A 14982-nucleotide genomic window follows, 5' to 3' on the forward strand; every position below is an offset into this window, starting at 1 on the left:
TGCACCATGACTCCCCCAAACTCGCAGCCCTGCAACGGAGCCTACCTGTGCACGTTACTATCAGCCTCCTTACTGATGCGTCAATAAAAGACGGTGCGATCGACCAGTCGGATCCCTTGACAGCGACCGGCCGTGGAAGTCCATGGCACAAAAGTGAACCAACTGGTTCGTTCTCTATTGCGATAGGGGATATCCGGGACCCGACTAGGGGTTATGACAGCCGCACCTCACAGTCCATGGTGAACGTGGAGGAATCATGACTGAGAGCATCCTGACACCCCTACGTGTCCGGCAGGCACGACCGCGCGTAGGCCACATCAGCTACTTGAATTGCGCGCCACTGCTCTGGGGATTGGCGCGCACCGGGAAATTAATCGATATAGATTTGGTGAAGGGCACACCCGATGTCCTCGGAAAAGAAATTCTCGAAGGCCGCCTGGATATCGGCCCGGTAAGCCTGGCCGATTTTTTACAGCACCAAGAATTGCTGGTTCCATTGTCCGAAATTGCTATCGGCAGCGACGGCCCGGTGATGTCGTGCGTCATCGTGAGCCAGGTGCCGTTGGAAGAACTGGGCGGTGCGCGCGTCGCACTCGGCTCGGAAAGCCGGACCTCAATTCGGCTGGCCCAGTTGGTGCTCGGTGAAATGGTCGGCGTACACGCCGAATACTTCAGCTGTAAACCCGATCTCGAATCCATGCTGGACGCGGCCTCGGCGGCGGTGCTGATCGGCGACGCGGCCCTGCGGGTAGCCACCCTCGGGTCGACGCGATCCTCGCTCACGGTGCACGATCTCGGCCAGATGTGGCGGGAGTGGACCGGACATCCCTTCGTCTTCGCCGTGATCGCTGCCCGACGCGAATTCGCCGCCCGGGCACCCGAACTGGTCTCGGAGGTGCATGCCGCGCTGGTCGAAGCCCGCGACCTGGCACTGACCGAGATCGACGAGGTCAGCCAACGGATCGCGCGCTGGGAGGACTTCGACGCCGAGTTGCTCCGGCGGTACTACACCCACGCGCTGAACTACGATCTCGGCGACCGGCAGTACGCGGGCATCGCCGAATTCGCGCGCCGCGCCGGTTTGCCGAGGACTCTCGACGCTCGTGTGCCACGGGATCTGTCATGGTCGATCTGAGTCCGGCCCGGCGCGTCTCGGCGCTGGCCGCCCTCGCGGGTGAGCGGATCGCGCTGTCGGTGGACGGCGCCGACGATGTCACCTATCGCGAACTGTCGAGTCGCGTCGGCGCGTTCGCCGCCCACCTCGCCGAATCGGGCATCGGGCCAGGCGACCGGGTCGGTTTTCTCGGTGGCAACTGCGCTTCCTTCGTCGCCACCTATCTGGCCTGTGCCCGGCTGGGAGCGGTTTTCGTTCCGGTGAACTCCCGGCTCGAGGTGACCGAGGTGGCGGGCGTACTGGCGGACTGCCGACCCGAAGCGCTTGTCGCCGAACACGACCGGCACGCACACGCACACGAGGCGATCGCGGAGCTCGTCCCCCGCCCCGTTCTCATCGACCCGGACACGATCGAGCGTGTGTCCGGCGCCGAGTCCACGGAGCCGATCGTCCTCGGCGAGGACGATCTCGCCATGCTGGCCTACACCTCCGGTACCACCGGTCGACCCAAGGGCGTGCGGATCACCCACGGCGCGCTCTGGTGGAACGGCGTCAACATGGATCTGGCGGCGCCCGTCACCTCCCAGGATGTGACACTCGTGGTGGCACCCATGTTCCACACCGCGACGTTCGGTTGCTTCCTGCTGCGCGGGTTGCTGCGCGGAGCGACCGCGCTCGTGCGGCGCGCCTTCGTCCCCGAACAGTTCCTGGCCGATCTCACCTCGGGCCGCGTGACGACCGTCTTCGCCGTCCCCGCCATGTATCAGGCAGCCACCACGCTGCCGGGGTTCGGCGCGGCCGACTTCACCGGGGTGCGGGTGGCCGTCACCGCGGGCGCTCCCGCTCATGGTGGGCTCTCCGATGCCTACCGTGCGCGCGGCCTGGTGCTCCAGCAGGCCTACGGACTCACCGAGACCCTCTTCGCTACCTGTGTGCCGCTCCCCGATCAGCGCGACTGCGGCGATTCGGTGGGGCCGGTCCTGCCCTATACCCAGTTGCGCCTGGTCGACCTCGACACCGGCGCCGAGCTCACCGACGTGGGTGCCCTCGGCGAGATCTGCCTGCGCGGCCCGACGGTTACCAGCGGCTACTGGCTCCCGCCCAGCAACACCGGGTCCCCGTTCGACGCCGACGGCTGGTTCCACACCGGCGATATCGGATTCCTGGACGGTCGCACGCAGGTGCGCCTGGTGGACCGGATCAAGGACATGATCCTGGTCGGCGGGGACAACGTCTATTCGGCCGAAGTGGAGCAGGTGATCTCCCGATTCCCCGGCATCGCGGAAGTGGCTGTGATCGGCATGCCGGACCCGCACGCAGGCGAACGCGTCGTCGCCGTAGTGATCAGCGCCGAGCACACAGCGCCCGAGCTGAGCCGGTTGCGCGGCTTCTGCGCGGGCGAACTCGCGCAGTACAAGCTTCCGGCACAGGTGGTCACGGTCGCCGAGCTGCCGAGAACCAGCACCGGCAAGATCGACAAGGTCGCCTTGCGGACAGCCATGACGAACGGAACAGTCCCTCGCACGCCATCGGTCGCCGAGACGCCGGCCGCGGCAGGCGAACCGGCGATCGGTCAGGTCACCGCCACGGTCACCGCGCTGGTCGCCGACCTGATCGGACGGACACCACGGCCCACCGAGGTCGACGAGAATTTCGCCGACCTCGGTGTCGGCTCGCTGGCGGCGGTCGAACTGATCAGACGGCTCAACACCGCACTCGACTGCGAGCTCGCCACGACCGCCCTCTACGAATTCAGCTCCATCACCCGCGTTGTCGAGCACATACTCGACCAGCGCGCAGGCACGACGGTCGCGGTCGGCGGCGCAGGCCCGATCGAGCCGGCGCCGGGCGAACCGATCGCCGTGGTCGGCATCGGCTGCCGCTTCCCCGGCGGCGTCGAGTCACCCCGTCAATTCTGGGAGCTGCTGGCGCGCGGCGGGGACGCCATCTCGGCGTTCCCGCCCGAACGCGGGTGGGATCCGCGCGTCCTGTTCGACCCGGACCCGGACCATCCCGGCACCACCTATGTCTGCGCGGGCGGATTCCTCGACACCGCGGCGGATTTCGACGCGCACTTCTTCGGCATCGCGCCGAACGAGGCACTGGTGATGGATCCACAACAACGCCTGCTGCTGGAAACCTCGTGGGAGGCGATCGAACACGCGGGCATCGATCCGACCACACTGCGCGGATCCGACACCGGCGTATTCGCGGGCGTCATGTACCACGACTATCGCGCCGCCGGCTCGGGCTCACCACGCGCGGCCCAGTCCTACCTCGCCACCGGCCGGGCCGCGAGCGTCGCCTCGGGCCGCATCGCCTACAGCCTGGGGCTGCACGGTCCCGCGCTGACTGTTGACACAGCCTGTTCGTCGTCACTGGTCGCGGTCCATCTCGCCGTCCAGTCACTGCGCCGCGGTGAATGCTCGCTCGCGTTGGCGGGTGGGGCGACGGTGATGTCGACCCCCGAGGTCTTCGTCGAGTTCTCCCGCCAGCGCGGGCTGGCCGCCGACGGGCGATGCAAGGCCTTCTCGGCAGCCGCGGACGGCACCGCGTTCGCCGAGGGATCGGGAGTCCTTGTGCTACAACGCCTCTCCGAGGCACGGCGCCAGGGCCGCACCGTGCTGGCGGTGATCCGCGGTACAGCGGTGAACCAGGACGGCGCCTCCAACGGCCTGAGCGCGCCGAACGGCTCGGCCCAGCGGCGGGTGATCCAGCGAGCTCTGGCCGACGCCGGTCTGACGGCCGCCGACATCGACGTGGTCGAGGCACACGGCACCGGCACCACGCTCGGCGACCCGATCGAGGTACAGGCGCTGTCGGCGACCTACGGCCGGTCGCGGCCATCCGAGCGACCGCTCCTGCTCGGCTCGGTCAAGTCCAATATCGGGCACACCCAGGCCGCGGCCGGGGTCGCCGGTGCGATCAAGATGATCGAGGCGATGCGGCGTGGCACCGTACCGGCCACCCTGCACGCGGAACCGCCTACGCCACATCTGGATTGGTCCAGCTCGGGCATCAGACTCACCACCCGGCCGACCGCGTGGCCGGTCACCGGGCGGCCGAGATCCGCGGCTGTCTCCTCGTTCGGCATCAGCGGAACCAACGCGCATCTGGTGCTGGAACAGGCACAGGAGGGATAGTGCAGCGTTATGACGTCGTCGTCGCCGGCGGCGGGTCGGCGGGTGTCGCCGCGGCAGTCGGGGCGGCGCGGACCGGAGCACGCGTGTTGTTGATCGAACGCGGGCCGTGTCTGGGTGGCGCGGCCACACTGCGCAACGTGTTGACCTACTGCGGTCTGTACACCCGAGCCGATCCACCCGAGCAGGCGGTCTTCGGCATCGCTGATGAGGTGCTGCACGGGCTGCGCGCCATGGAGGCGGTTACCGAGCCCACTCGATTCACTTCCGTCGCTGTGGTTTTCGATCCCGAGGCGGTCAAATGTGTCCTCGACGAGTTGTGCGCGCGGGCCGGCGTGGACGTGCGGCTGCACAGCCAGGTGATCGGCGCGCAGAGGGTGGGCGCGACGATCCGCTCGGTCCGGTTGGCCGACCATCAGGGTATCCACACCATCGGCGCGGCGGCCTTCGTCGATGCGACCGGTGAAGCGGATCTGGCCGTCTTCGCCGGTGCCGCGATCCGCTACGGCAACAACGGCCGAGTCCAGAACGGAACACTCGGCGTCCGATTCGGCGGCGTGGGCGCGGACGCGGATCTGTCCCGTGGCACCATCGCCGCGACGCTGGCACGAGCGCACCGCGCGGAGATAGACGCGGCCTGCGGCCTGATCGCACGTCTGCCGGTCTCCGGCGATGTCATCGCCTACCTGATCGATGAGGGCTACGACGCGAGGGACGCGCTGGATACCGCGCGGGCGCAGGTCCGCTCACGTAGGCGGGCCAGAACGTATCTGGAGGCCCTGCGCGCGGTACCCGGCTGGGCCGGGGCACATATCGTCAGCACCGGGCCGGAGATCGGCACCCGCGAATCGCGGCATCTGGTCGGCCGCTACGCGCTGTCGGGACGAGAGATACTGTCCGGCGCCAGATTCCACGACGTCATCGGGTTGGGCGCGTGGCCCGCAGAGTACCACGCGGTCGCGGGCGAGCCCGCCGAGTGGCAGTTCATCGCCGACGACGGACACTACGACATTCCGTTGCGCACCCTGCGCAGCGCCGACACCGTGAACCTCTTCGGCGCCGGCCGGGTCGTCGACGGCGACCGGCAGGCCGGTGCGTCGCTGCGGGTCATGGGTACGGCTTTCGCGACCGGGCAGGCAGCGGGAGTCGCGGCGGCGCTGGTCGCCGCGAGCCCCGCCGAACTGTCCGCCGTCGCCGTCCAAGGCCTGCTGCTCGCGCAGGGTGCGCGGTTGGGCGATTGACTCAGCGTCGCAGAACCGCGCGCAGAACCGCCGCGAGTTCGCCGACGGGATCGGCGACCGCGCCACGCGAGCGCCACGCGACATGATGATCCGGACGCACCAGGATCGCGCCCCCGGTCTGGAGCCCACTGAGCGAGGCCCAGATTCGGTCCCGATCGTGCCAGTCCCCCTCGGCGAGCTCACTGATCCGGGCAGACACGACCGGCACTCCGAGCTCGCCGCCGACCTGCTCGGCGGCGCGCACCCACGCGTCACCGGCCTCGTCGGTGATCACGCCGAAGGCGCCCGTACCCGCCAGATCCAATGTTGAATGGCGCAGTCCGTCCCGATGCAGCCAGGCGTGCGGCAATCGATGGCCGGGACGAGTGGTCGGCCGGTAGATATCGCCCATCGGGGAAGGCGGCCACGCGGCGGTGCCGTCGGGGCACAACGCGCCCTCGGTGTAGGCCACGCCGAGCTCCAGATCGTGTGCCTGGCAGTCGGTCCGGTGGGTTCCGAGTATGTCGGCCGCGCGGGCCCGCTGGGTCGCGCCGCGATCGCTGTCCTCGAAGTAGTTGTGGAAGAACAATTTTCGCGCGATGCGTGGCACATGTGGTCCGAGCCCCAGCGCCGCGTCCAAGATGACCTGCGAGTTGGTGAGAATGCCGAGCGCCCAGTCCAGGTTTCGCCGACCCACCGGCCTGCGCTCGGACTCGTAGGTATCCAGCAGGTCCTCGCCGGCCCAGCCCGACTCCACCGCGGCCAGCTTCCAGGCGAGGTTGTGCGCGTCCTGGATCGCGGTGTTGAGTCCGAGTCCCGCCGCGGGCGGCATGCGGTGCGCCGCGTCACCGGCGAGGAAGACCCGCCCGGCCCGGTAGCGGTAGGCCAGCACCGCGTCGATCGCCCAGTTGCTCGTGCGGTGCACGAGCAGATCCAGATCCGGCAACCCGAGAATCTCCCGGATCCGATCGGCGACAGCGGCCGGATCCTGGAGCGCGGCATCGCTACGGTCGGCCGTGAAGTGCATGCCCCATTCCTCGGAGAACCTGCCCCAGGTCGGGCCCATCTGCACCAGGACAGAGCCGGTGTGCGCGGGATTGTCGGGGCTGATGAAGTAGGTGAGCAGCGCGCCGTCGCGCTGCCACGGCGACAGGTCGGCGGAGAAGTGCACGGTCGAGACGTTGTGGACCTGGCGAAGCCCATCCATGTGGATGCGGGCCCGGGCCGCGGCGGTGCGGCCACCGTCGGCCGCGATCAGATACCTGGCCCGCACCGAATACTCACGGCCGCTGTCGTTGTCGCGCAACTGTGCGGTGACGCCGTCGGCGTCGGAGGTCCAGCCGGTCATCTCGCAGCCGAATCGCACCCGACCCGGTGACCGCTGTTCGGCTTCGCGGCGCAGCACCGGCTCGAGGCGGACCTGCGGCAGGTTCGTCGCCGTACTCGGGCTGTCGGCGCGATAGATTTGTTCCAGCGCCCCCGCGCCGAAGGCGTCCAGTTCGTGGATGATCCTGCCGTCCAGCGGCCCGCCACCACCGAGCGAGGTCTGCCAGCAGACCTTGCCGAACTTGTCGAGCGGAGCTCCCTGGCCCACGATGGGCTCGGCGACCCCGTGCTGGCGGTACAGCTCCATCGTGCGCTGACTCAGGTAGTGCGCTTTCGGCAACTGCGAGGTGTCCGAACGTCGTTCGACCAGCAGATGGTCCACGCCGAGGTTCGCCAGGAAGATCGAGGCCGACAGACCACAGCCACCGCCGCCCACGATCAGTACCGCGACATCGAGATTCGTCATCAGTGGTGCCCTCCGGTTCCGGGCGCCTGCCCGGGAAAATAGAAGCCGTCGTGGGGCTTCCAAGCCGCACCGGCCACCTCCTCGACGTCGTCGAGGATGGCGGTGGTCGGCACGCCGCCGTCCGGATGCAGCCAGATGTGGGTATCCCACAGCCTGGGATGGGGAATGCCGAACGGGGCGGGAGTGATCGGTTGGAGCGCGCCGGTGGCGCCGCCCCGGATCGTCTCCGGAGGCGGCAGGCAGATCATGTCGAAGGACGGGAGCGCGTGGACGCCACGCTCGTGAATGAACCAGTCGGTGGGGTCGAGACACAGCGACGTCGACACGGGATAGACACCCGGGGTGTATTCGGCCAGATGGCCCCACCCGGCCAGTTCGTACGGGTAGTCGGCCTCGACCGGATCACCGAGATCGGCACCGGTTGCCAGCGACCGATAGAACAGCGTCGCGGGCTTACCCGCCGTGACCGTGCGCGGCGCGGGGAGATCGGCGGCGAGGCCTTCGATCGAATTCGCCATCAGCTCGACCGACAGCACCGGATCCGCCAAGACCATGCCCATCCCCGCGTAGCTGACGACACCGTGCGACAGCGGCGTCCAACCCGCCAGCGACACCGCGGCCAGATCCGCTGGGCCGCGCAGAGTCCGCAGCGGTCCGAGCCGATTGCGCACCAGATCGCGATCGTTTTCCAGCGACGCGGTGCGGGCTTGCGGACCGCACCGCGGCGGATCGGCGGAAGCCGGAGCCGCGGCGGCGACGCTGTGACCGACTGTCGCGAGCAGCAGCGCGCACACCGCCGACAACAGCGGTCCGCGTACAGATGGTGATGGATGCTGGCGCATAGGGATACCCCTCTCAGCCGGAAGAAGCCGACCGGCAGTCGAAACCGTGCCCTCGCCGATTGTGGTGATCCACGCTCGCCCCGCAAACCCCTAGTCGCTTCCCCTACCTGCCGGTTAGGGGACAGCTAGGGGTTTTCCACTCCTATCCGACGCTGGGACAGTTCGCCTGACTCCGCAGCGGCAGTGCTCGACCAGCGTTCGGTTCGCCCGACATCGACAGCACCAGGCCGCGTTCCGGTCCAGAAGGGAACAAACAATGGCCACGGAAGAAGAACTGCGTACCCATCTCAAGCGAGCCGCTGTCGATCTGACCAACGCGCGCCGCCAGCTCAAGGAGTTCGAATCCAAGGACCACGAGCCGATCGCCATCATCGGAACAGCGTGCCGGTATCCGGGCGGCATCTCCACGCCCGAGGATCTCTGGCAGCTGGTGATCGATGAGCGCGACGCGATCGAGCCGTTCCCTACCGATCGCGGCTGGGACGTGGAGGATCTCTATGATCCCAACCCTGATTCGCCCGGCAAATCCTACGTGCGCGACGGCGGATTCGTGCACAGCGCAGGCGATTTCGACGCGGCGTTCTTCGGGATCAGTCCGCGTGAGGCACCGGCCCTCGACCCTCAGCAGCGACTGCTGCTCGAGACCACCTGGGAGGCGCTCGAGCGCGCGGGCATCGATCCCTCCGATTTGCGCGGCAGTCGCACCGGTGTTTTCGCGGGCGTGGTCTCCGGGGACTACGCCGCGCGAGCCGGCACCGACGCCGATCTCGATCCCGGGTACCTGATGCTCGGGGTCACCGGCAGCGTGACCTCCGGACGAGTCGCCTACGCGCTGGGACTCGAAGGCCCCGCGCTGTCCGTCGACACCGCCTGCTCCTCGTCGCTGGTCGCGATCCATCTGGCCTGCCAGTCGTTGCGCCGCGGCGAATCGAGCCTTGCCGTCGCCGGTGGCGTGACCGTCATGGCGACGCCCGGCATCTTCGCTGGGTTCTGCCAGCAGGGCGCGCTCGCACCGGACGGACGGTGCAAGCCGTTCGGCAAGGCAGCTGACGGATTCGGCGTCGGCGAGGGCGCGGGCACCCTGATCCTGGAGCGCCTGTCCGACGCCCAGCGCAACGGCCACCCGGTGCTCGCTGTGGTCCGGGGCAGCGCGGTCAATCAGGACGGCGCCAGCAACGGACTGGCCGCGCCCAACGGACTGGCACAGCGCAAGGTCATCCGGCAGGCGCTCGAGGATGCCCGGCTGAGCCCCGCCGAGGTGGAGGTCATCGAGGCACACGGCACCGGAACCTCCCTCGGCGACCCGATCGAGGCCGAAGCGCTGCTCGACACCTATGGCCAACGTGGCGACGGTGATCCGGCCTGGGTCGGTTCGGTGAAATCCAATATCGGGCACACCCAGGCCGCCGCCGGAGTCGCCGGCGTGATCAAGATGATCGAGAGCTTCCGCCACGGCGTGCTGCCCGCGTCGCTGCACGTGGACGAGCCGACGCCGCACGTGGACTGGAGCACAGGACACCTGGCGCTGGCCACCGCGACCGGGCCGTGGCCTGATGCCGACCACCCACGCCGTGCCGCGGTATCGGCCTTCGGCGTCAGCGGCACCAACGCCCATGTCATCCTGGAACAGGCTCCGGAGCACGACATTTCCACCGACATCGACCCGCTCGCGACCGTGCCGACACACCGCGCCTGGGTGGTGTCGGGCCGTTCGCCCGAAGCGCTGTCCGCGCAGGCGAAGCGGCTCGGTGCCGCTGCCGCCGACACCGATGTCGACGATGTCGCCTACTCGCTGCTGACCACCAGGGCGCTGTTCGAACAGCGCGCCGTGGTGATCGGGCGGGACCGGTCGGAGTTGCTGGCCGGTCTCGAAGCCAGGGCCGCCGACGCGATACACGATCGCGTGGTTCACGGCCGTGCCTCGGCCAAGGGAAAAATCGCGTTCGTGTTCCCCGGACAGGGCGCCCAGTGGGTGGGTATGGCGACCGAGTTGCTGTCCGGCTCGGCGGTATTCGCCGAGCACATCGACGCGTGCGAGCGCGCGTTCGCGCCCTTCGTCGACTGGTCACTGCGCAAGGTACTGACCGGCGGCGCGGACGCGCCAAGCCTGGACCGCGTCGACGTGGTGCAGCCCGCGCTGTTCGCGATGATGGTCTCGCTCGCGGCCGTCTGGCGTTCGTTCGGGGTCGAGCCCGACGGTGTCATCGGACATTCCCAGGGCGAGATAGCGGCGGCCTACGTGGCCGGCGCTATCTCGCTGGAAGACGCCGCGCGCATCGTCACCCTGCGCAGCAAGGCGATCGTCGCGCTCGCGGGCACCGGCGGCATGGTCTCGGTGGGCGCGGACGCCGACCGCACCAGGGAACTGCTGGCGCCGTGGGCCGAGCGCATCGGGGTGGCCGCCCTCAACGGCCCGACCGCCACGGTGATCTCCGGTGAGCCCACCGCGCTGGACGAGTTCACGGCCGCCTGTGTGCCGCTCGAGATCCGCACCCATCGGATTCCCGTCGACTACGCCTCGCACTCACAGCAGGTGGAGGCCCTGCGCGACCGCATCGTGTCCGATCTGGCCGACATCGCCGCGCACAACACCGGTGTCGAGTTCTGCTCAACGGTGAGCGCCGAACCGATCGACACCGACGGCCTCGATGCCGACTACTGGTATCGCAACCTGCGACTGCCGGTGAAATTCGAACGCACCACCCGCGAGATGTACCAGCGCGGATACCGGGCGTTCCTGGAGATGAGCCCGCACCCGGTCCTCGTGCCCGCCATCGCGGACACCCTCGAGATCGCGGAGGCCGATCCTGACGGGTTCGTCGTCACCGGTTCGCTGCGCCGTGAAGAAGGCGGGCCCGCCCGGTTGTTCACCTCGCTGGCCGAGGCGTTCGTCCGTGGCGTGCCGGTGGACTGGACTCAGCTCTACCCCACGCCTCGGCAACGGGTCGAACTGCCCACCTACGCCTTCCAGCGGGAACGCTACTGGGTCGAGATGTCCGCACCCACGGGCGACGCGGGCAGTCTCGGCGTCGGCGAAGTGGGCCATCCGCTGCTGGCCGCGGTCTTGGCTCTACCCGACGGTGACCGCACGGTGTTCACCTCGCGTCTTTCGCTGCGAACACACCCTTGGCTCGCCGACCACGCGGTACTTGGCACCGTCCTCGTGCCCGGAGCCGCGCTGGTGGAGCTGGCGCTGTACGCGGGTGAGCGGCTCGGCTGCGCCAAGGTCGAGGAACTCACGATGATGGCCCCGCTGATGCTGCCCGAGCAGGGCGGGGTGCAGATACAGATCGTGGTCACCGACTCGCGCGAGTCCGGCGACCGGGGCATCTCCATCCATTCCCGGCTCGACACCGACGCCGACGCGCTGGATGAGACCAGACCGTGGACGACCCACGCCGAAGGCACGGTCACGCCCGTCGATATCGGCCGAGCCAGTGCGGCCCAAGGTCTTTCGGTCTGGCCCCCGGTCGGCGCCACGCCGGTCGACCTGACCGGCTCCTACGAGCGCCTCGCTGAGCTCGGCTACCAATACGGCCCGCTGTTCCGCGGCCTCGACGCGGTGTGGCGTCGCGGCGACGACGTGTTCGCCGAGGTGGCGCTGCCCCAGGAGCGCGACGCGGAGGTCGCGCAATTCGGATTGCATCCGGCCCTGCTCGACGCCGCCATCCAGGCGTGCGGTGGGCTGGAGGCTTTTCTTCCCACCGACGATTCCGGTACTTTGCGACTTCCGTTCGCGTGGGAGGGCGTCACCCTGCACGCGGTCGGCGCGACCGCGCTGCGGGTGCGCCTGAGCCTGGCCGGGCCTGATCGGGTGTCGGTCACGCTCGCCGATGTCGCCGGGATGACCGTCGCCACTGTCGATTCGCTGGTCCTGCTCGAGGTATCGGCCGACAAGTTGCGCGGCGAACAGGACGGGACGCGACCCCAGGATTCGCTGTTCGGCATCGAATGGGTCCCGGTGAGCGCGCGCACGCTCAAGGTTCCGGCCCGCTCGGGTGCGTGGGTGGTGCTCGGCAGCGGTGACGAGAGCCCGGTGCGCGGCCTTCTCGAATCCGCGGACGGAGTGCGGATTCCGGCGTATCCGGATGTCGCCGCGCTGGTAGCGGCCCTCGGCGACGACGTGCGGGCGCCGGAGGCGATCCTCCTGCCCGTCGGAGGGTCAGCGGCCGGTGGCGACCTGCCGCGCGCGATCCGCGACGAACTGGCCTGGGTACTCGGGCAGGGACAGGCCGTGCTCGCCGAGAGCACGCTGAGCGGGGCGACGCTGATCGTCACCACGCGCTCGGTGGTGGCGGTCGAGAGCAGCGAGGACATCACCGATCTGGTCGCGGCCACGGCCTGGGGCATGATGCGCAGCGCGCAGACCGAGAACCCGGGACGTATCACCCAACTCGACGTGGGAACCGAACCGTGCACGGTGGAAACCGTCGCCGCGGTCCTGGCCTGCGACGAGCCGGAAGCGGTCCTGCGACGCGGTGTCCTGTACGGACGACGGCTGGCGCGGGTGGAGGCGTCGCCGAACCCCATCGATATCACCGAGGAACAATGGCAACTCGCCATCACCGAGCGCGGCACCCTCGACAATGTCGAGATCGTCGCACTGGCACCCGAACTGGCGGCGGCGCCGCTGGCCGACGGGCAGATCAGGGTGGCGCTGCGCGCGGCGGGCGTGAACTTTCGTGATGTGCTCATCTGCCTCGGCATGTATCCGGACGAGAGCGCCGCGCTGGGCGGTGAGGGCGCCGGTGTCGTCGTCGAAGTCGCCGCCGACGTCACCGATTTCGCACCCGGGGATCGAGTGATGGGCATGTTCGCGGCGATGGCCAGCACCGTCGTCACCGATCAGCGGTTGGTGACGCGCATCCCGCTGGGCTGGAGTTTCGCCCAGGCCGCCGCGGTGCCCGCGGTGTATCTCACCGCGTACTACGCCCTGCACGACCTCGCCGGTCTGCGCGCCGGGGAGAAGCTGCTGATCCACGCCGCCACCGGCGGGGTCGGTACGGCCGCGGTACAGCTGGCGCGCCACTTCGGTGCCGAGATCTACGCCACCGCCAGCACGCCCAAGTGGGATACCTTGCGCGACAACGGATTCGATGATCAGCACATCGGGAACTCGCGCACGGTCGAGTTCGAATCGAAATTCCTGGCGCAGACCGACGGCGCCGGTATGGACGTCGTACTCGACTGTCTGGCAGGCGAATTCGTGGACGCCTCCTTGCGGCTGCTGCCCCATGGTGGACGATTCGTCGAAATGGGTCTGGTGGATGTCCGACAGCCCGATGCCGTCGCGGCCGCGCATCCTGGCGTCGAATACCGATCCTTCGTCCTGATCGAGGCCGGCCTGGATCGGCTCCAGGAGATTCTCGCCGAACTCGCCACGCTGTTCGCCTCCGGTGTCCTCACCCCGCCGCCCGTCACCACCTGGGACGTTCGCAACGCCCGCGAGGGGCTGCGCTTCCTGAGCCAGGCGCGCCACATCGGCAAGGTGATCATGACCTGGCCCGCGCCACGCGACCCGGCGAGCACGGTCCTGATCACCGGCGGCACCGGCACCATCGGCGGTCTGCTCGCCAAGCACCTGGTGACCGAACACGGCCTGCGCCACCTGCTGTTGACCAGCCGCAGTGGATCCTCCGCGCCCGGCACCGCGGACCTGGTACGGGAGCTGAGCGAGCTCGGCGCGCAGGTCACGGTCGCGGCCTGCGACACCGCCGACAGTGCAGCTGTACGGAGCCTGCTCGCGGCGATCCCGGCCGAGCATCCCCTCGGCACGGTGGTGCACGCCGCGGGCACGCTCGACGACGCGTTGTTCACCACGATGAACGCCGGGCAGCTGGAGTCGGTGCTGCCCGCCAAGGTCGACGGCGCCTGGAACCTGCACCGGCACACCAGCGATCTGGATCTGACGGACTTCATCGTGTTCTCCTCCGCGGCAGGGGCATTGGGCGCGCCGGCCCAGGCCAACTACGCGGCGGCCAACACCTTCCTCGACTCGCTGGCCCAACACCGCCGGCACCGCGGTCTGCCGGCGACCTCGATGGCGTGGGGCCTGTGGGAGCAAGCCACCGGCCTGACCGGCACACTCAACGCGGCCGATCTGTCCCGAATCAACCGTGGCGGCTTCCAGGCCATGCCGACGCCGCTGGCCCTGTCGGTGTACGACGCGGCCCGGCTGCTCGGCAAGCCGCACACCCTCACCACGAAGATCGATATCGGAGCCCTACGGACCGCGTCGGGTCTGGCGGAACTGCCGCCGTTGCTGCGGGGACTGCTCACCACCCGCAGGCGCGTGGACACCCGTGGCTTCGACGCGGGTGCGCTGGCCAAGAAATTGGTCGGGTTGTCCGAGAAGGAGCAGTACACCGTGGTACTGGACCTGATCAAGGGACACATCGCCGCCGTACTCGGGCACAGCGGCCCCGACGTGGTCGACGCGGACCAGAAATTCCTGGACATGGGTTTCGACTCACTCAGCGCGGTCGAGCTGCGCAACCGGCTCAAGGCGACGGCCGGCGGCGCGAAGATGTCGACCACGGTCATCTTCGACTATCCGACGCCTGCCGCGCTGGCGGAGTTCATTCGCGGTCAGATCACGCCCGAGGACGACGAACTCACCGAGCCCATCCTGACCGAGATCGACCTGTTGCTCGCGCGTCTGGCCGAAGTGCACCCGAACCGGACCGTCCCCTCGGCGGCGGTGGACCGGATCCTGGCCGGCGTGCGCGGATTGCACACGGTCCCCGCAGAAGCGGCGTCGCGCACGCTCAGCACCACCGATCTGGACACTGCCGACGACGACGCGATCATCGCGATGCTCGACGGCGACGACCAGTAACGACACGGCAGCCGCCACGGACGAAGGAGGACACCG

The 14982-nt window shown here is 68.8% G+C and carries 6 protein-coding genes; 4 read left to right on the top strand and 2 right to left on the bottom strand.

The features are described from left to right. Positions 1-256 precede the first annotated feature (256 nt). Genes NA12_RS05240 through NA12_RS05250 form a run of 3 tightly spaced genes read left to right on the top strand, consistent with a single transcriptional unit; the run spans position 257 to position 5495 of the window. A complete protein-coding gene (locus NA12_RS05240; protein ID WP_067446615.1) occupies positions 257-1135 on the top strand; it encodes a menaquinone biosynthetic enzyme MqnA/MqnD family protein in 879 nt (292 codons plus the stop codon). Next, complete coding sequence (locus NA12_RS05245) at positions 1123-4257, top strand: type I polyketide synthase (RefSeq protein ID WP_067446618.1); 3135 nt, start codon at positions 1123-1125, stop codon at positions 4255-4257. The genes NA12_RS05240 and NA12_RS05245 overlap by 13 nt, the downstream gene beginning before the upstream one ends. Continuing rightward, a complete protein-coding gene (locus NA12_RS05250) occupies positions 4257-5495 on the top strand; it encodes an FAD-dependent oxidoreductase (RefSeq protein WP_067446620.1) in 1239 nt (412 codons plus the stop codon). Before NA12_RS05245 ends, NA12_RS05250 begins: the two co-directional genes overlap by 1 nt. 1 nt (position 5496) lies before the next feature. On the opposite strand, the gene NA12_RS05255 is transcribed toward NA12_RS05250, so the two are convergent. Next, entirely contained in the window at positions 5497-7266 is a 1770-nt protein-coding gene (locus tag NA12_RS05255) for an FAD-dependent monooxygenase (RefSeq protein ID WP_067446622.1), read from the bottom strand. Continuing rightward, positions 7266-8108, bottom strand: coding sequence for a hypothetical protein (locus tag NA12_RS05260; protein WP_132369873.1), 843 nt, complete (start codon positions 8106-8108; stop codon positions 7266-7268). Before NA12_RS05260 ends, NA12_RS05255 begins: the two co-directional genes overlap by 1 nt. Before the next feature lie 256 nt (positions 8109-8364). On the opposite strand from NA12_RS05260, the gene NA12_RS05265 reads away from it, so the two are divergent. Further along, entirely contained in the window at positions 8365-14946 is a 6582-nt protein-coding gene (locus NA12_RS05265) for a type I polyketide synthase (protein WP_067446625.1), read from the top strand. Positions 14947-14982: the final 36 nt, after the last annotated feature.

Source organism: Nocardia alba NBRC 108234 (assembly GCF_001612665.1).
Lineage (GTDB): Bacteria > Actinomycetota > Actinomycetes > Mycobacteriales > Mycobacteriaceae > Nocardia > Nocardia alba.

Bases quoted from the DNA above. Each gene is read 5' to 3' on its own strand.
- NA12_RS05240 (WP_067446615.1), top strand. From the start codon at position 257: ATGACTGAGAGCATCCTGACACCCCTACGTGTCCGGCAGGCACGACCG.
- NA12_RS05245 (WP_067446618.1), top strand. From the start codon at position 1,123: ATGGTCGATCTGAGTCCGGCCCGGCGCGTCTCGGCGCTGGCCGCCCTC.
- NA12_RS05255 (WP_067446622.1), bottom strand. From the start codon at position 7,266: ATGACGAATCTCGATGTCGCGGTACTGATCGTGGGCGGCGGTGGCTGT.
- NA12_RS05260 (WP_132369873.1), bottom strand. From the start codon at position 8,108: ATGCGCCAGCATCCATCACCATCTGTACGCGGACCGCTGTTGTCGGCG.
- NA12_RS05265 (WP_067446625.1), top strand. From the start codon at position 8,365: ATGGCCACGGAAGAAGAACTGCGTACCCATCTCAAGCGAGCCGCTGTC.